Here is a 16,597-nt window from a genome sequence, read left to right as displayed (position 1 = left end):
CCGGGTCGCCCCGTGCGGGCCCGGTGCCCGCCGCTAGGCTGGGCGGCATGGAACACAGAGCGGCCTCCGGCCTGGTCCTCCCGTACGCGGGGCGCACGCCCCGGATCCACCCCTCGGCGTTCGTCGCGCCGACCGCAACGGTGGTCGGCGACGTGGAGCTGGGGCCGAGCTCCGGGGTGTTCTACGGCGCGACGGTCCGCGGGGACCGCTCGCCCCTCCGGCTCGGCGAGGGCTCCAACCTGCAGGACAACGTCGTCGTCCACTCCGACCTCGAGCACCCCTGCACGATCGGGGCGGGCGTCAGCGTGGGCCACGGGGCGGTCCTGCACGGCTGCACCGTGGAGGACGACGTCCTCGTCGGGATGAACGCGACCGTCCTCAACGGCGCGGTGGTCGGCACCGGCTCGCTGGTGGCCGCGGGCGCGGTCGTGCTGGAAGGCACGGTCGTCCCGCCCCGCTCCCTCATCGCCGGGGTCCCCGCGAAGGTGCGCCGGGAGCTCACCGCGGAGGAGCAGGAGAAGGTCCGCGCCAACGCCCGGACCTACCTGCGGCTCTCCGCCGAGCACCGGGAGCTCAACGCCTGAGCCGCCCCGCCCCGGAGGGTCCTCCCGGGGGCGTCACTGCGCCACGAGCGTGCGGGCGTAGTCCAGGTAGGCGTCGTGGTCGAAGCCGGGCAGCAGGCAGGACTGGACCACGTAGCCCTGCAGCACGGACAGGATCGCCTGGGCGAACATCCCGATCCACTCCTGCGCCGGTCCTGCCCCGAGCCCCAGCTCCTCGACCGCCCAGCGGCCGTAGAGCTCCTCGATCCGGGCGCGCACCCGTTCCAAGTGCTCGCCGGCGAGCGCGCGCAGCCGGGGGTCCGTGGCCGCCTCGCCCCACGTGATGAGCAGCAGGCGGGTGGTGGCGGGATCCGCCGCCAGCCGCTCGAGCAGACCGGCCAGCCACTCGCCGGGGTCGAAGCCGGGCCCGGCGTCGGCGCCGGGGCCCTCCCCCGCCAGGACCCGATCCAGGGCCGCGCGCGCGCAGGCCGCCACCAGGTCCTGCTTGCTCGGGAAGTGGTTGTAGAGCGCTCCGGCGGACAGCCCCGTGGCGGCGATGATGCGGTGCATGGACGCCCCCGCGAAGCCGTGCTCCAGGAAGCACCCGCCGGCGGCCGCGACGATCTCACGGCGGCGCTCGTCCTTGTACTGCTGGCTGACCCGGGGCACGCACGCCAGTCTAGGCCACCGCGCCGAAGGCGAACGGTCCTTCGATCGCGGAAGAGCGCCCCAGGAGGGGGCTGAACGGCCGGGGCGGCCGCGCGGCCGAGCCCGCCCCCACGGGGACCGGACCCGGGCTCGGACCCCGGCCCCGGCTCGGGCCCCGTGGGAGGATGGTCGGGTGCAGCCAGAGACCCTTTCCCCCGCACCGTTCGCCCTCGCCGCCGTCGACGCCGCCCATCTCGACGACCCGCTGAGCCCCACGGGCCGCCCCCTCGGCTGGGGGGTGGTGGGCACGGGGCGCATCGCCGAGAAGGTGGTGCCGGACATCGCCGCGCTGCCGGACGCACGGCTGGTGGCGGTCTGCTCCCGGACCGCGGCCCGCGCCGAGGACTTCGCCCGCCGGCACGGCGTGGCGCGCGCCTACGGGGACGCCACGGGCACGACGGGCCTGGAGCGGCTCGCGGCCGACCCCGAGGTGGAGGTGGTCTACGTGGCCACGCCGCACGGCTACCACCACCGGGACGTGTCCGTGCTGCTGCGGGCCGGCAAGCACGTGGTCTGCGAGAAGGCCCTCGCCATGACCGCCGCGGAGGTCCGGGACCTCACGGCCCTGGCCCGCGAGCACGGCGTCTTCCTCATGGAGGGCGTGTGGACCCGGATGACCCCGGGCTTCCGCACCGCGGTGCGGTGGCTGCGCGACGGCCGGATCGGCCGGGTGCGCGCGGTTGACGCCGCCATCGGGATGCACGTCCCCGTGGACCCGGCCCACCGCCTCTTCCGCAACGAGGACGGCGGCGGCGTGCTCCTGGACATGATGGTCTACCCCCTCACCTGGACGTCGGCGGTCCTGGGCGCCCCGCACGACTGGAGGGTCCGCGCCGAGATCGGCCCCACCGCCGTCGACGTCGACCTGGCCCTCACCCTCGACTTCGGGCACGCCCGGGCCCACGTCACGGGCACCCTCGCGGGCGTCGTCCCCCACCACGTGACGATCAGCGGCACCGAGGGCTGGCTGCGGGTCGACGGGCGGATCAACTGCCCGTCCGCGCTGGTGCTGCAGACCGCCGAGCGGATCCGGCAGGGCGCCGACCCGCTCGTGGAGCAGGTCCCCGTCCTGGGCGCGGGCTTCGTCTACGAGATGCGCGAGGCCACCCGGTGCGTCCAGGAGGGGCTGCTGGAGTCGCCGCTCGTGCCCTGGGCGGACTCGCTGGAGCTCGTGGAGCTCTTCGACCGCGTGCGGGGGCAGATCGGCGTCGCCTACCCCAACGACCGGCGCTGAGCCGTCGTCCGCCCTCGGCGACACATACCGCAAGGTGTTGATCGTCACAGGAGCACGGGACTATCCTGTTCCACAGTTGAGTTCATCCGACTCAACTAAATGATGGACACACTGCTCATCTTGTCGAGGAGAGATTCGCCATGGCTACGATGTTCACCCCGTTCAACGACTTCGACCGTCTCGCCGCCTCCCTGCTCACCCGGTCCGGGCTGCGGGAGATGCCCATGGACCTCTACCGGGACGGCGACCGGTACATCCTGCGCGCCGACCTGCCCGGCATCGACCCCGACAGCGTGGACGTCGACGTCGACGGCCAGCTGCTCACCATCCGTGCCGAGCGCAAGCTGCCCGACGTGCAGAACGTCCAGTGGATCACCCGCGAGCGGCAGAACACCTCGTTCGTCCGCCAGCTGAACCTGGGCCAGGGCATCGACATCCAGAACATCACCGCGAGCTACGACAACGGCGTGCTCGACGTGACCATCCCGGTGTCGGCGCAGGCCAAGCCCCGGAAGATCCAGGTCGTCGCCGGCCAGGGCTCCCAGCAGGCCATCGGCGAGGGCCAGGGCGCCGGTGAGGGCAGGGACACCGGCGAGGACCGCGTGATCGGCGAGGGAGAGCTGGTCAACGGCGAGAAGTCGACCCAGCCCACCGAGGGCTGATCCGCCGCGTCGCGCCCCGCGCGGGCGGTCACGGCCACGGGCCCGCTCCCTCCGGGGAGCGGGCCCGCCGTCGTCCCCGGCCCGGCGCCCCGGGACGGGCCCTGCGAGCGGCAGGACGGGCGGGCGGACAGCGGGCGGGGCCCGGCCTCGGGTATCTTGGCACCAGGAAGCACAACCCCCGTCCGACGACATCCATGGGAGACTGCCCGCACATGGCAAAGATCATCTACACCCGCACCGACGAGGCGCCGCTGCTCGCCACCTACTCGCTCAAGCCGATCGTCGAGGCCTTCGCCTCGACCGCCGGCGTCGAGGTGGAGACCCGCGACATCTCGCTGGCCGGCCGCATCGTCGCGGCCTTCTCCGACCGCCTGCCCGAGGCGCAGCGGGTCGACGACGCCCTGGCCGAGCTGGGTGAGCTGGCCAAGAAGCCCGAGGCCAACATCATCAAGCTCCCCAACATCTCCGCCTCCAACCCGCAGCTGAAGGCCGCGGTCAAGGAGCTCCAGGAGCAGGGCTTCGACCTCCCCGACTACCCGGACGAGCCGGAGACGGAGGAGGAGAAGGAGATCCGCGCCCGCTACGACAAGATCAAGGGCTCCGCGGTCAACCCGGTGCTGCGCGAGGGCAACTCCGACCGCCGCGCCCCCGCGTCGGTGAAGAACTACGCCCGCAAGAACCCCCACCGCATGGGCGCGTGGACGGCGGAGTCGAAGACCAACGTCGCCACCATGGACCGCGACGACTTCCGGTCCAACGAGAAGTCCGTGGTGCTGGAGCAGGACGACACCGTCACGATCCAGCACGTGGGCGAGGACGGCACGACCACCGTGCTCAAGGAGGCCTTCCCCGTGCTCGCCGGCGAGGTCGTCGACGCCACGGTGATGCGCGCCGCCGCCCTGGACGCCTTCCTGGCCGAGCAGGTGCGGCGCGCCGAGCAGGAGGGCGTGCTCTTCTCCGTCCACCTCAAGGCCACCATGATGAAGGTCTCCGACCCGATCATCTTCGGCCACGTCATCAAGGCCTTCTTCCCCGAGGTCTTCGCGACCTACGGCACCCAGCTGGAGGAGGCCGGGCTGTCCCCGAACAACGGCCTCGCCGCGATCCTCAACGGCCTCGACGCACTGCCCGCCGACGTCCGCGACGCCGTCAGGGCCGCGATCGACAAGGGCATCGCCGAGGGCCCGGAGCTCGCCATGGTGAACTCCGACAAGGGCATCACGAACCTGCACGTGCCCTCCGACATCATCGTCGACGCCTCGATGCCCGCCATGATCCGCCAGTCCGGGCACATGTGGGGCCCCGACGGCCAGGAGGCCGACACCCTGGCGGTGCTGCCGGACAGCTCCTACGCCGGGATCTACCAGGTCGTCATCGACGACTGCCGCGCCCACGGCGCCTTCGACCCGCGCACCATGGGCTCCGTCCCCAACGTGGGACTCATGGCGATGAAGGCCGAGGAGTACGGCTCCCACGACAAGACCTTCGAGATCCCCTTCGCCGGGACCGTCCAGGTCGTCGACGGCTCCGGGACCGTCCTCATGGAGCACGAGGTGCAGCCGGGCGACATCTGGCGCGCCTGCCAGACCAAGGACGTCGCCATCCGCGACTGGGTCAAGCTCGCCGTGACCCGCGCCCGCGCCTCCGCGACCCCGGCCGTCTTCTGGCTCGACCGCACCCGCGCGCACGACACCAACCTGATCGCCAAGGTGGAGGAGTACCTGCAGGAGCACGACACCGAGGGCCTGCAGCTCGAGATCATGTCCCCCGAGGAGGCGACCGCGTTCTCCATCGAGCGGATCCGCCGCGGTGAGGACACCATCTCGGTCACCGGCAACGTGCTGCGCGACTACCTCACGGACCTGTTCCCGATCCTGGAGCTCGGCACGTCCGCCAAGATGCTCTCCGTGGTCCCCCTGATCAACGGCGGCGGCCTCTTCGAGACCGGCGCCGGAGGGTCCGCCCCGAAGCACGTCCAGCAGCTGCTCGAGGAGAACCACCTGCGCTGGGACAGCCTGGGCGAGTTCCTCGCCCTGGCCGCCAGCCTCGACCACCTCGGGTCCACGGCCGGCAACGACCGCGCCCGCATCCTGGGCGAGACCCTGGACCGCGCCACCGGGACCTTCCTCGACGAGAACAGGTCCCCGAGCCGGAAGGTCGGCGAGATCGACAACCGCGGCAGCCACTTCTACCTCGCCCTGTACTGGGCGCAGGAGCTGGCCCGCCAGGACGAGGACGCCGCGCTGGCGGCGGCCTTCGGCGACATCGCCCAGCGGCTCGCGGACAACGAGGAGACCATCAGCGCGGAGCTCCTCGCCGTGCAGGGCCACTCGGTGGACATCGGCGGCTACTACCGGCCCGACGACGCCCGGACCACCGAGGTGATGCGCCCCTCGCGCACCTTCAACGAGGTGCTCGCGACCCTGGCGAAGTGACCCGGGGGCGGCCGCACGGAGCGCGCCGCCGTCCGAGACCACGAGAGCGGCGCCCCGGGACTCCCCGGGGCGCCGCTCTTCTCCGTGCACAGGGCGCCAGGAGACCCCCGGACGACCGCTGACCCCCCGCCAGGGGCGGGGGGTCAGCGGTCAGGGACCGGCGGATCGGCGCCGGCGGATCCGGGTCAGTGGATCCGGGTCAGTGGAAGAAGTGCCGCGCCCCGGTGAAGTACATGGTCACGCCGGCGGCCTCGGCCGCGGCGACGACCTCCTCGTCGCGGATCGACCCGCCCGGCTGGACGACCGCGCGCACGCCCGCGTCCAGCAGCACCTGGAGGCCGTCCGCGAACGGGAAGAACGCGTCCGACGCCGCGACCGCGCCCCGGGCGCGCTCGGCGCCCTCCTCGCCCAGCGTGTTCGCCCGCTCGACGGAGAGCCGGCACGAGTCCACGCGGTTGACCTGGCCCATGCCGATGCCCACGGAGGCGCCGCCGTCGGCGAGCAGGATCGCGTTGGACTTCACCGGCCGCAGGGCCTTCCACGCGAAGGCGAGGTCGGCGAGCGTCTGCTCGTCCGCCGGGGCGCCCGCGGCCAGGGTCCAGGTGGCGGGGTCGTCCCCGGCGGCGTCGAGCCGGTCCGAGACCTGGAAGAGGGCCCCGCCGGAGATCTGGCGGTACTCCAGGGCGTCGCGGGCGAAGCCCTCCGGGAGCTCCAGCAGCCGGATGTTCTTCTTCGCCCGAAGGATCTCGAGGGCCTCGGGCTCGAAGCCGGGGGCCACTACGACTTCGGTGAAGATGTCCTGCACGGTCTCCGCCATGGCCCGGGTGATCGGGCGGTTGGCGGCGATCACGCCGCCGTAGGCCGAGAGCGGGTCGCACGCGTGGGCCTTGCGGTGGGCGTCGGCGATCGGGTCGGCGGCGCCGGGGGTGGCCACGGCGAGCCCGCAGGGGTTGTTGTGCTTGACGACGGCCACGGCCGGCTCGTCGAAGTCGTAGGCGGCGCGCAGGGCGGCGTCGGCGTCCACGTAGTTGTTGTAGGACATCTCCTTGCCGTGCAGCTGGTCCGCCTGGGCGATGCCGGGGGCCGCGGCCTCGTCGACGTACAGGGCGCCCTTCTGGTGCGGGTTCTCGCCGTAGCGCAGGGAGGCCGAGCGCTGGAAGGCGAGACCGGCGTAGGGCGGCCAGAAGTTCGCGTCCTCGTCCTGCTCGAACTGCTGCATGGTCCAGGTGGCCACCGCGGTGTCGTAGGCGGCGGTGTGGGCGAAGGCGGCGGCGGCCAGCCGGCGGCGGGCCCGGAGGTCGAAGCCCCCGGAGGACGCGGCCTCGACGACCTCGCCGTAGGCCGCGGGGTCCACGACGACCGAGACCGCGGCGTGGTTCTTCGCGGCGGCGCGGACCATGGACGGGCCGCCGATGTCGATCTGCTCGACGACCTCGTCCTGGGCGGCGCCCGAGCGGACGGTCTCCACGAACGGGTAGAGGTTGACCACGACGAGGTCGAACGGCTCGATGTCCAGCTCCGCGAGCTGGTCCATGTGGTCCTGCTTCCGCCGGTCCGCGAGGATGCCTGCGTGCACCCGCGGGTGGAGGGTCTTGACGCGGCCCTCCAGGCACTCCTGGAAGCCGGTCACCTCGGAGACCTCCGTGACCGGGACCCCGGCCTCGGCGATGCGGCGCGCCGTCGAACCGGTGGAGACGAGGGCCACGCCGGCCTCGTGCAGGCCGCGGGCCAGCTCCTCCAGCCCCGTCTTGTCGTAGACGGACACGAGGGCTCGTCGGATGGGCACGCGGTCGAGCTGGATGAGGCTCACGGGTTCTCCAAGCGTTCGGGGTGGTGGATGTCGGGCGGGAGTCCGCCGGGGACCATTTTACGGACCCCTCGGACCTCCCGGACCGCTCCGGCCCCGTTCAGCGGGCGTCGCGGAGAGCACCCTCCCGGGCCAGTGCCCCGAGCGTGTCCACGAGCAGGGCCCGCTCGGCGGTCTTGATCCGCTCGTGCAGCTCCTCCTCGGTGTCCCCGGGGAGGACCGGGACGGCGGCCTGGGCGAGGATCGGGCCCGCGTCGACGTCGGCGACGACCTCGTGGACGGTCACGCCGGTGACCTTCACGCCGTGCGCCAGGGCGTCCCGGACGGCGTGCGCGCCCGGGAAGGACGGCAGCAGCGAGGGGTGGGTGTTGATGATCCGCCCGCTGAACGCCTCGACGAACGCGGCGTCCACGATGCGCATGAACCCCGCGAACAGGACGCGGTCCGGCGCGTGCGCCGCCACGGCCCGCTCCAGTGCGCGGTTCCACCGCGCCCGGTCGGGGTGCTCGCGCGGCGCGACGACGAACGTCTCGATCCCGGCAGCCTCCGCCCGCTCGAGGCCCCGGCAGGGCTTGTCCGCCCCCACGGCCGCGATCTCGACGTCGATCCGGCCCTCCCGGACGGCGTCGAGGACCGCCTGGAGATTGGTGCCGGACCCGGAGACCATGACCACGATGCGCATGCCCGCCAGTCTATCGGGGCACCGGGGGCGTCCGGGCGGGTGCCCTAGAGTGAGGGGCATGACCCCTCCCCCACCGGCCCCCGACGACCCTGCGCGCAGCGCCCGGCGCACCACCGCGATCCGCACCGCCGGCGCGGGCCTGGTCTGCGGGGCGGTGGCCACGGTGCTCGTGGGGTCCGGGCTGTGGCTCACCGTGGCGGGGGCCGTGGCGGCCGCCGCGGCGGTCGGGCTGGGCATCACCGCGCTCGTCCGCTCGGGCGGGCTGTCCCCCCGCCGGAGCCTGGTCGCGGCGGGGAGCGCCGCACTGGTCCTGGGTGCCTTCGGCCTCGTGACCGGCGGGACCAGGCTCGCGCTGTGGCCGGTGGCCGAGGCCTACGAGCAGTGCGTGTCCAGCACGCTCACGCTCTCCGGCGGCGCCCAGTGCCGGGAGCAGCTGGAGGACGGGATCTGGTCCTACCTCGGGGGCTCCGGGAGCCCGTCGGCGGAGGACTCCGCCGGCGCCTCCGCGCCCGGCGCCCCCTCGGCGGCCACGGCCGCCCCCTGAGCCGCCGTGCGCGGCGGGGCGAACGCGGGCTCGTGCTCGAGCCACGGCCCCGCCGCGCAGCCGATGACGGCGCCCACCGCGACCTCGGCGCCGAACCACAGCAGCACCTGCAGCCCGTCGGGGCCGATGTCGACGAGCCGGCCGAGCCCGAGCGAGCCGTGGGCCAGCAGGCCCAGCAGCATGCCGAGCGCGCCGGCGACCGCGCCGATGAGGACGCCCGTGAGCAGCGTCGAGAGCGGGAGCGTGATCCACCGCGCGGGCAGGCGGATCGCCATCCAGTCGTCGAGGTGGTTCTCGCCCTCCCGCAGGAACCACCACCCGGCCAGCACCCCGGCCAGCAGGGGCAGCACCACGACGCCGAGGGCCCAGGGCGGGAGCTCCGCCGGGGGCAGCGCGGCGAGCGCGGGCAGCAGCGGGACCGGGCCGGGATCGGTGCCGAGGGGCGAGGTGTGGACCCCGCTCCCGACGTCGAACCCGGCGCCGGTGGCCCAGGCGAGGGCGTAGACCACGAGGTTGGGGAGGTAGCCGAGCTGCAGCGCGGTGAGGGCGGTGTCCCCCGGCGCGCCGGTGCCCAGCCGCTGGTAGACCGCGATGACGTCGTTCCAGTTCCAGATCAGGGCGGCGGCGAGCAGGGCCGCGCCCGCGCCCACCCCGGCGACGACGGCGACGAACCCGGCGCGCAGGACCGCCCACAGGTAGGAGCCGGTCCAGCGCGAGTACTGGCTGGTGCGCTCCACCCACGCGGCGGCGTTGACCCCGATCAGCCCCGGCAGGGAGCGGGAGGTCCGGTACGCGCCCACGAGGGCGCCGAGGGCCACGGGCACCAGCGGGAAGACCGCGGCCGCGAGCGGGCCGGCCGAGACCTCGTCCGTGCCGAACAGCAGCGCGGCCAGGGCGCCCAGCCCGGCGTAGGCGGCGAGGCCGCTGAGGTAGGGCTGCCAGAACTGCCCCTCCCAGCACGCGCGGGCCAGGCGGCGCCCGGCGATCCACGCGAGGCCGAAGGGGAGCAGGGTGAGCCCGAGCGGCACCAGGTTCAGCGTCCCGGTCGTGGCGGGCAGCCCCGCGCCGGGATCCAGCGCCACCTCGAGGGGCGTCAGGTGGGCGAGCAGCCACACCTGCCCGGAGAGCGCGAACCCGCCGGTCAGGCCGAGGTCGTCGAACCCGTCCGCGAGCCACACCATGAGCACGGTGAACAGGATCAGCAGGTAGGAGCCGAGGGCCACGGAGCCGAGCTCCACCGGGCCCTGCAGCCACAGGGGCATCGGCACACCGCGGCGGTCGGGGGAAGGAGAGCCGTTGGTGATCATCACCGCCCATCCTCCCATGCCCGCCCGCCGGCCACCGCAGCCGGAGCCGCCCGCGGGCGGTCCCGGGCGCACGGATGTTCACGGCCCCTTCACCGGTGGGCCACGCGGGAACGACCGCCCCGTCGCCTGCCGTGGCGAGGCTCGGGAGCGTGAGAGTCGCCGTGGTCGCCGAACAGTTCCTCCCCCACATGAACGGTGTCACCCACTCGGTCCTGCGAGTGGTCGAGCACCTGCGCACCCGCGGGCACGACGTCGTCGTCGTGGCCCCCTCCTACGCCCCCGCCCCCCGTGGCGGCGGCGTCGAGGACGTCGTCGAGGACCTCGACGGCGTGCCCGTGCACCGTCTGCCCTCCGTCCCCCTGACCGGCTACCCCGACGTGCGCGTGGCCGGCGGGACCGTCGCCCGCGTGCGCCGGCTGCTGGAGCGGTTCCGGCCCGACGTCGTGCACGCCGCCTCCCCGTTCGTCCTGGGGCGCCGCGCCGTCGTGGCCGCCCACCAGCTGGGCGTGCCGTGCGTGGCCGTCTACCAGACGGACGTGCCGGGCTACGCGGCGAAGTACGGGGCACCGTTCCTCGAGCCGTTCCTCTGGGCGCGCGTGCGCGCGATGCACAACCTGGCGACCCTCACCCTCGCCCCGTCCTCCGCGTCCGTCCGGCAGCTGACCAACCACGGGGTGCGGGACGTGCACGTGTGGCGGCGGGGCGTGGACACCGCCCGGTTCTCCCCCGCCCACCGGGACGAGCAGTGGCGCCGGGCAGTGGCCCCCGGCCGGCGGATCATCGGCTACGTGGGCCGGATCGCCCCGGAGAAGCAGGTCGAGGACCTCGCCGCGCTCGCCGGGCTGCCCGGCACCCGGCTCGTCGTCGTGGGCTCCGGTCCCGACGAGGCCGCCCTGCGGCGGCGGCTGCCGGACGCGCACTTCGCCGGCTTCCGGACGGGGTCCGACCTCGCCCGGCTCGTGGCGTCCTTCGACGTCTTCGTGCACCCGGGCGAGTTCGAGACCTTCTGCCAGACCATCCAGGAGGCCATGGCCTCCGGGGTGCCCGTGGTCGCGACGGGCCGGGGCGGGCCCCTCGACCTCGTCGACCAGTCGCGCACCGGGTGGCTGTACCCCCCGGGGGACCTGGCCGCGATGCGCGGGCACGTCGCGGACCTCGTGGGCGACGACGCCAAGCGGGCGGCGTTCGGGGCCGCCGCGCACGCGTCGGTGCAGGACCGCACCTGGGAGGCGCTGGGCAACCAGCTGCTGGAGCACTACGACCGGGCCGGGGAGCTGGCCCTCCGGACCCGCGGCCCGAGCCACCGCCGCACCGCCTGAGGGGCGTCCGGGCGGGTCACACCGACAGGACGGGCACCTCGATGCCGGCGTACCGGTGCGCCTCGGCGCTGAGCACGGTCAGCCCGTGCGCCAGGGCGGTCGCCGCCGTCAGCTCCGCGACCGGGTCCTTCGAGGGGGCGCCGAGCGCGCCCCAGACCCGGGCGACGGCCGCGTCCACGGGGAGCACCCGCTCGGGGAAGCGCAGCTCGAGCTGCTCCACCCACAGCTCCTCGGCCGGGCGGCCGGCCAGCAGCTCGCCCAGGACGGGGGCGGGCACGAACAGCCGCCGGTGCCCGTGCCGGCGCAGGGCGTCGGCGAGGCCCGGGCTGCGTCCGGGGGCGCGGATCCCCAGCAGCACGGAACGGTCCAGGAGCAGGTCCACGGCGGTCGAGGCGGCGGCGTCGGGCGGCTCAGGCCGCGACGGCGAGCCGGTCGCGGGCGGGGGCCAGCAGGAAGTCGACGAACGCCGTGCGGGACTGCACCACGCGCGCGTAGTCGTCGACGCTCATCGCGGTCGAGGCGAGCGAGCCGGCGGGGACGGTGCAGGGCACGGCGGCGGGATCGGGGATGTCGGGCATGACAGGGGTCCTTCTCGATGCTCTTGCTCGCACCGGGTGCCGCCGTGGCGGCGATGCGAGCCGCTTCCTCATCCGAACCACCCGTGAACATGGGGTTGGTGCCCGGTCAAGTCGGAGCTTGCCGACCGGGTCTCTTGAAGCTCCTCCCATTGAACCACACGCCCCGGGGGCCCCGCATGCTCTCGGGCGGGCGCGCGGAGGACGCCCCCGAACCGTCCCCGGACCGTCACCGCCCCGACACGTCCGTGACACATCGTCCGTGTTCACTGGTGGCACGACGACGCAGGAACGCAGGCGGGAGGCCGCGAGGAGGTTGCCGAGCATTACGCTCCCGGTGACACAAATCACGGTCGACTTGGTCCGGTGTCGGAGGAGCGCGGTAGCCTGGACGTGCTTCTCGAGATGTAGCTTCCACGGGCTCGAACGGGACGGACCGTCCCGCAGAGGGGCCGTGGAAAGGCTCCGACCAGCTGCGCGCCAACCCGCAGTTCACGGGTGGTTCGGATGACGAAGCGGCGGGCAACGGCATCGGATGCCCGCAAGAACGTCAGGAGAGAAAAAACATGACCATGTCCTATGAGAGAACTGCCACCACCGACCAGCGGGAGGAGTGGGTCGACGTCACCGTCACCGCTCTCCCCCATCTGCACCTCGTCCGGCTGACCGCCTCCGACGGCGACGTCCAGGAGTATCTGACCCCGGAGGCCGACGACCTCGCCGCCGCGGCGGAGCACACCGCGGGCACGGCGCAATGGTGCGCCAAGTACCGCCAGCTGCTTGTTCCCGGCGCCACGGCCGCCACCGGCCGCCACCCGTTCTTCAAGCTGCACCCGTCCTCCCTCCCGCTGTCGGCGTAGACGAGCGGAGAGGACACGACGAAGGCCGCGGCCCCCTCGGGGGTCGCGGCCTTCGTCGTGCCGGAGCAGTGGTGGTGGGTCGGCGGCGGCCGGAACCGCGGTGCCGGAGCCGTGGCGCCGGAACCGGGGTGCCGGAGCCGCGGCGCCGCGGCCACGACGGGCGCTCCGTCCGGGCCTTCGTCGCCGGCAGGGCCCGTGCTCGGGAAGCGCTCCCGGGAACGGCAGAACCGCCGCCGGGCGGGTGCCTGGCGACGGTTCTGCGGACGGGTCGGGCCCGGGGGCCCTGGGACCGGTCCTTAGGAGATGACGGTGATGTTCGCGGCCTGGGGGCCCTTGGGGCCGTCCTGGGTCTCGAACTCGACGCGGTCGTTCTCGTTCAGCGAGCGGAAGCCGCCGGAGTTGATCGCGGAGAAGTGGGCGAAGACGTCCTTGGAGCCGTCCTCGGGGGTGATGAAGCCGAAGCCCTTGTCAGCGTTGAACCACTTGACGATACCGGTAGTCATGGGGATACCTGATCTTTCGGAGATGAACGTTTCCCGGCCTTCGAGAAACAAGAGTTGTGATGCGTGGGAAACGTCTTCTCAGAAAAACTGCTGCACCCGAGCGGGCCGAACTGCTTGAAATACAAAAACGACAACCTCAACAACTTCGGAACACTGTACACGGATTTCCTCCTGCCGCACAGCCCGCCGCACAGCCCGGCGGCGGGCTGTGCGGCAGGAGAGCGCCTCAGCTCATGAGCTTGGCGAGCAGCACCTCGGCGAACTCCGGCGAGATGTCCCCGTAGTTGAGCGAGAAGTCCTCGTCCACCTTGGAGGGGAGCAGGCCGGAGCACAGGACCGCGGCGCGGGCGTAGAGCCCGGACAGCTCCGCCCCGATCGGCACGGACAGCAGCTGGAGGTCCGGGTCGTAGGACATGATCGGCACCCCCGCCTGCCGGGCCGCGAAGTGCTTGCCGATCCCGGAGGCCACGAGCCGGGCGTGGCCGGACTCGACGTCGGCCGGGGTGCGGAAGGCGTACCGGGTGCGGTGGTGGTGGTTGATCCGGTAGAGCCCCGGCCGCTCCCGGTCCTCGGTGGCCTCCCACGTCGCGTCCTCGGGCACGAAGCGCTCGGCCACGCCGTTGTACTGCATCTCGGAGCGCCGCAGGTGCTCCTCGACCTCGGACAGCGGGGGCAGGGTGTCCAGCATCACGGGCCCGGCCTCGAAGACGACGTCGCAGAGGCCCTCGGGCAGCGCGGCCTGCAGCTTCTCCAGGTCCACGTCCTGCAGCAGCGTGGTGGCGTGGTCCTCCGGGGACAGCACCACCACGGAGGCGTCCTGGGCCGCGGCGGCCTCGGCCACCACCGACTCCTTCTCGGGGGTCCACCCGCCGGTGAGCAGCACGGACCCGTCCACGAGCTGGGTCAGGGACGGGCCGCAGACCTGCCAGCGGCGCACCGTCCAGTGCTCGTCGCGCACGACCTCAAGGAAGCCGAGGGCCTGCAGATGGCCCACGAACCACTCCTCGAAGCGCTCCGAGTCCTCCAGCTGGCGGGCCACGATGGACAGGCTGGAACGCTTGCCCCCGCCCAGGAACGTGAGGGTGTCGCGGAACGGCAGCCAGGAGGACGGGTACTCCCCCTCGTCCGGGCCGATGAACCGCAGGGCCTCGACGGTCCCCGCCTGGGTGATCGCCGAGGGCTTGGTCAGCCGGCCGGGGTAGCGCTTCTGCAGCCCGCACTGGGCGCACTCCCCGAAGATCCACGGCGCCCTGGCCTTGGGCTCCATGGCCGGCAGCACGATCCGGTGCCGGCCGGTGGCCAGGCAGGACCGGCCCTCCGGCTCCGGGAGCAGGTTGGTGCGCTCGAGCAGCAGCTGCCCCTCGGACGAGTGCCAGCCCGGGGCGCCGGGGACCTCGTGCGTCACCGGGACCTCGCGGGAGGGCAGGTTGTCGAAGGAGCCCTGCACGTACTCGTCGGGCAGCTCGGCCACGGTCGACGCGGTGACCGGCCAGAGGGGCTCGTCCGCCACGTGCACCATCTCCCCCTCGTAGCCGAGGGAGCGCTGGGTCAGGTAGAACGACGAGTCCCGCAGCTTGAACTCGCGGCGCTGCCGGACCGTCCGGCCCGCTTTGAGGACCAGGGCGTAGTCGTTGGGCTTGAGGGTCCCGTCCGGGCGCCCCAGCGGCGTGCCGCCCAGCGAGATCTGGAACGGCGGGACACGGTTCTCGGCGAGCTTCGTCTTCTCCAGCCGGAAGGAGTGCGGGTTGCGCCACTCGCACTCCACCGTCAGCGGCACGTCGGTGTCCGAGGTGACGGTCACCTGCGGCGGGCGCAGGGCGGACCAGCGCACCACGTCGCCGGGGATCCGCAGGCCGCCGGAGAGGGTCACCGCGGGGACCAGGCGGGGCACCAGGCCCGAGAAGTTGTCGTTGGCCGTCAGCTCCGGGTTGCCGGCCCGCAGCACCTGGACGTCGTCGAACATCACCCAGCCCTCGGCGAGGCCCTGGGTCCCGGCGGGGACGAAGCGGTAGTCCGGGGAGGCGGAGTCGTCGAGGATCCGCTTGATCTGGGCGATCCACTCCGGCTCGTCCCGGACCATGATGCGGCACGGCCAGGCGACCGGGATGTGGTCCACGGAGATGAACGTGTCCGAGAACCCGTCCTTCGCGAAGACGACGACGGGGCGCGGGTTGCGCTCGAAGCGCACCTCACCCGCGCTCACCTGCAGCGACCCGCCGAGCAGGGTGCCGGGCTCGATCCGGGCCGTGTAGGCCGAGACCCCCAGGAAGGCGTCCCCGATGTAGGACAGGAAGACGGTGCGGGGCCCGGCCGTGGTCTCCAGCTCGACCTCGCGGCCGGACAGGAACCGCTTGGGGACCACGAAGCCGAGCTCGAACACGGGGTTGCCCACGTAGTCGGTGCTGTCCGTGAGGGACAGGGAGCAGGACTTCACCGCGCTGCGGCCCGGCCGGCTGCCGGCCCGCACCTCGGCCCGGGCCTGCTCGCTGGACTTCTCCCACACCGCGAGCTCCGCGAGGGCGATCTCCAGGCCGGGCTCGCGGGTGAGCGGGTTGGCCCAGACCTGCTTCATGGCCTTGGACGCCCGGGTGTCGGCGACGTCCAGCCAGTAGTCGAGGTAGACGCCGAGCTCCGCGGCGGAGAGCCCCTGCGCGGTGGTCATGCCGAGGTCCTCGAACATGCGGTGCAGCTGGCGCCGCTCGGCCTCGCCGAACAGCGTCTGGGAGAGGGCCAGGCCCACGGGTCGCTGGTTGACGGCGTAGGCCGTGGGCAGGCCGATCTCGCCGTCGCGCAGCTCCAGCCAGTAGCGCAGGGCGTCCCAGTACGCCTCGGTGTCCTTCTTGAAGGACGCCTCGAGCTGCTTCGCGTTCTCCGGGCCCGCCTGCAGGAGCACGGCCAGCGGCAGGTAGAACGTGGAGACGGACTTGTTGCCCGTCCGCGCGGCCAGGGTGGACATGTGCCGGCCCGCGAGCGCGAACAGGGCCAGGAGGGCGACCACGGGGGGCGGCGGGATCTCGGCCAGGGAGTCCAGGCTGCGCCGCGTGGCCCGGTACCACGTGGCGTTGAGACGGGTGAACGTCTCGAAGACGGAGCGCCGCCCGTCCCCGGTCGTGAGCAGCGGCGTCACGGAGTCCGCGAGCGCGCGCAGGGTCGCGGGCCCGTCGAGGCCGCGCTCCTCCCCGATCGCGGCGAGCGTCCGCTCGTCCAGGTCGAGGTAGACGAGCTCCCCCGACCGGTGCGGGCCGAAGAAGGCGGCGCACACGGCGTCGTTCCACCGAAGGTAGGCGACCTCCTCGGCACTGTCGGCAATGGCATGGTCTCCGAGCCGGAGCCCAGCAGCGTCGGGCACGAGTCCTCCGTCCGCGGCCACGTGGGGCCGCTGTCGTCGTTCGAGGGGTCGCCATGATTATAGAGAGCCC

Annotated in this window: 16 protein-coding genes and 2 riboswitches; of the genes, 8 read left to right on the top strand and 8 right to left on the bottom strand. The window is 73.3% G+C overall.

Translation table 11 applies throughout. The features are described from left to right. Positions 1-47: 47 nt before the first annotated feature. A complete protein-coding gene (locus tag IEW07_RS00550) occupies positions 48-584 on the top strand; it encodes a gamma carbonic anhydrase family protein (RefSeq protein ID WP_188533886.1) in 537 nt (178 codons plus the stop codon). 33 nt (positions 585-617) lie between these two features. On the opposite strand, the gene IEW07_RS00545 is transcribed toward IEW07_RS00550, so the two are convergent. Further along, positions 618-1,211 (bottom strand): TetR/AcrR family transcriptional regulator, encoded by a 594-nt coding sequence (locus tag IEW07_RS00545; protein ID WP_188533885.1) that lies wholly within the window; start codon positions 1,209-1,211, stop codon positions 618-620. A gap of 172 nt (positions 1,212-1,383) precedes the next feature. Between IEW07_RS00545 and IEW07_RS00540 the strand changes: the two genes are divergently transcribed. The 3 genes from IEW07_RS00540 to IEW07_RS00530 all read left to right on the top strand — a co-directional run bounded on the left by IEW07_RS00540 (position 1,384) and on the right by IEW07_RS00530 (position 5,581). Beyond that, positions 1,384-2,484, top strand: a complete 1,101-nt coding sequence (locus tag IEW07_RS00540) for a Gfo/Idh/MocA family protein (RefSeq protein ID WP_229741460.1) — start codon at positions 1,384-1,386, stop codon at positions 2,482-2,484. A 140-nt stretch (positions 2,485-2,624) separates the two neighbouring features. Further along, positions 2,625-3,146 (top strand): Hsp20/alpha crystallin family protein, encoded by a 522-nt coding sequence (locus IEW07_RS00535; RefSeq protein WP_188533883.1) that lies wholly within the window; start codon positions 2,625-2,627, stop codon positions 3,144-3,146. Positions 3,147-3,358: 212 nt separating this feature from the next. Then, on the top strand, positions 3,359-5,581 hold the full coding sequence (locus IEW07_RS00530) for an NADP-dependent isocitrate dehydrogenase (protein WP_188533882.1): 2,223 nt from the start codon (positions 3,359-3,361) through the stop codon (positions 5,579-5,581). A gap of 199 nt (positions 5,582-5,780) precedes the next feature. Here IEW07_RS00530 and purH read toward each other — a convergent pair whose 3' ends face one another. Together purH and purN are read right to left on the bottom strand one after the other, a co-directional pair. Then, positions 5,781-7,391 carry a bifunctional phosphoribosylaminoimidazolecarboxamide formyltransferase/IMP cyclohydrolase gene (purH, locus tag IEW07_RS00525; RefSeq protein WP_188533881.1) on the bottom strand — a complete coding sequence of 537 codons (1,611 nt, stop codon included), beginning with the start codon at positions 7,389-7,391 and terminating at the stop codon, positions 5,781-5,783. Between the two features lie 97 nt (positions 7,392-7,488). Further along, on the bottom strand, positions 7,489-8,070 hold the full coding sequence (gene purN / locus IEW07_RS00520) for a phosphoribosylglycinamide formyltransferase (protein WP_188533880.1): 582 nt from the start codon (positions 8,068-8,070) through the stop codon (positions 7,489-7,491). 58 nt (positions 8,071-8,128) lie between these two features. On the opposite strand from purN, the gene IEW07_RS00515 reads away from it, so the two are divergent. Then, positions 8,129-8,614: a hypothetical protein gene (locus IEW07_RS00515; RefSeq protein WP_188533879.1), complete on the top strand. Its 486-nt coding sequence runs from the start codon at positions 8,129-8,131 to the stop codon at positions 8,612-8,614. On the opposite strand, the gene IEW07_RS00510 is transcribed toward IEW07_RS00515, so the two are convergent. Further along, positions 8,524-9,921 carry a cell division protein PerM gene (locus tag IEW07_RS00510; protein WP_229741497.1) on the bottom strand — a complete coding sequence of 466 codons (1,398 nt, stop codon included), beginning with the start codon at positions 9,919-9,921 and terminating at the stop codon, positions 8,524-8,526. The two genes, IEW07_RS00515 and IEW07_RS00510, sit on opposite strands and share 91 nt — an antisense overlap. A gap of 149 nt (positions 9,922-10,070) precedes the next feature. On the opposite strand from IEW07_RS00510, the gene IEW07_RS00505 reads away from it, so the two are divergent. After that, the gene (locus tag IEW07_RS00505; RefSeq protein WP_229741459.1) at positions 10,071-11,240 is read left to right on the top strand and encodes a glycosyltransferase family 4 protein; all 1,170 of its coding nucleotides are present in this window, start codon (positions 10,071-10,073) and stop codon (positions 11,238-11,240) included. Positions 11,241-11,256: 16 nt separating this feature from the next. Here the strand turns inward: IEW07_RS00505 and IEW07_RS00500 are convergent, their stop codons facing one another. Together IEW07_RS00500 and IEW07_RS00495 are read right to left on the bottom strand one after the other, a co-directional pair. After that, complete coding sequence (locus IEW07_RS00500; protein ID WP_188533876.1) at positions 11,257-11,622, bottom strand: PIN domain-containing protein; 366 nt, start codon at positions 11,620-11,622, stop codon at positions 11,257-11,259. A gap of 28 nt (positions 11,623-11,650) precedes the next feature. After that, positions 11,651-11,818 (bottom strand): hypothetical protein, encoded by a 168-nt coding sequence (locus IEW07_RS00495; protein WP_188533875.1) that lies wholly within the window; start codon positions 11,816-11,818, stop codon positions 11,651-11,653. A 14-nt stretch (positions 11,819-11,832) separates the two neighbouring features. After that, positions 11,833-11,958, bottom strand: a riboswitch (SAM riboswitch). Positions 11,959-12,252: 294 nt separating this feature from the next. Further along, positions 12,253-12,369: riboswitch (SAM riboswitch) on the top strand. Between the two features lie 12 nt (positions 12,370-12,381). Here IEW07_RS00495 and IEW07_RS00490 point away from each other — a divergent pair. Further along, the gene (locus IEW07_RS00490; RefSeq protein ID WP_188533874.1) at positions 12,382-12,675 is read left to right on the top strand and encodes a hypothetical protein; all 294 of its coding nucleotides are present in this window, start codon (positions 12,382-12,384) and stop codon (positions 12,673-12,675) included. A gap of 296 nt (positions 12,676-12,971) precedes the next feature. On the opposite strand, the gene cspE is transcribed toward IEW07_RS00490, so the two are convergent. Next, on the bottom strand, positions 12,972-13,178 hold the full coding sequence (cspE, locus tag IEW07_RS00485) for a transcription antiterminator/RNA stability regulator CspE (protein ID WP_047804984.1): 207 nt from the start codon (positions 13,176-13,178) through the stop codon (positions 12,972-12,974). 63 nt (positions 13,179-13,241) lie between these two features. Here cspE and IEW07_RS00480 point away from each other — a divergent pair, with 63 nt between their 5' ends. Further along, the gene (locus tag IEW07_RS00480; RefSeq protein WP_188533873.1) at positions 13,242-13,415 is read left to right on the top strand and encodes a hypothetical protein; all 174 of its coding nucleotides are present in this window, start codon (positions 13,242-13,244) and stop codon (positions 13,413-13,415) included. Here the strand turns inward: IEW07_RS00480 and IEW07_RS00475 are convergent. After that, positions 13,405-16,527 (bottom strand): hypothetical protein, encoded by a 3,123-nt coding sequence (locus IEW07_RS00475; protein ID WP_188533872.1) that lies wholly within the window; start codon positions 16,525-16,527, stop codon positions 13,405-13,407. The genes IEW07_RS00480 and IEW07_RS00475 overlap by 11 nt on opposite strands. Positions 16,528-16,597: the final 70 nt, after the last annotated feature.

This window comes from Kocuria dechangensis, assembly GCF_014636775.1.
Classification (GTDB): domain Bacteria; phylum Actinomycetota; class Actinomycetes; order Actinomycetales; family Micrococcaceae; genus Kocuria; species Kocuria dechangensis.
This window is presented reverse-complemented; position numbering and strand designations above follow the sequence as displayed.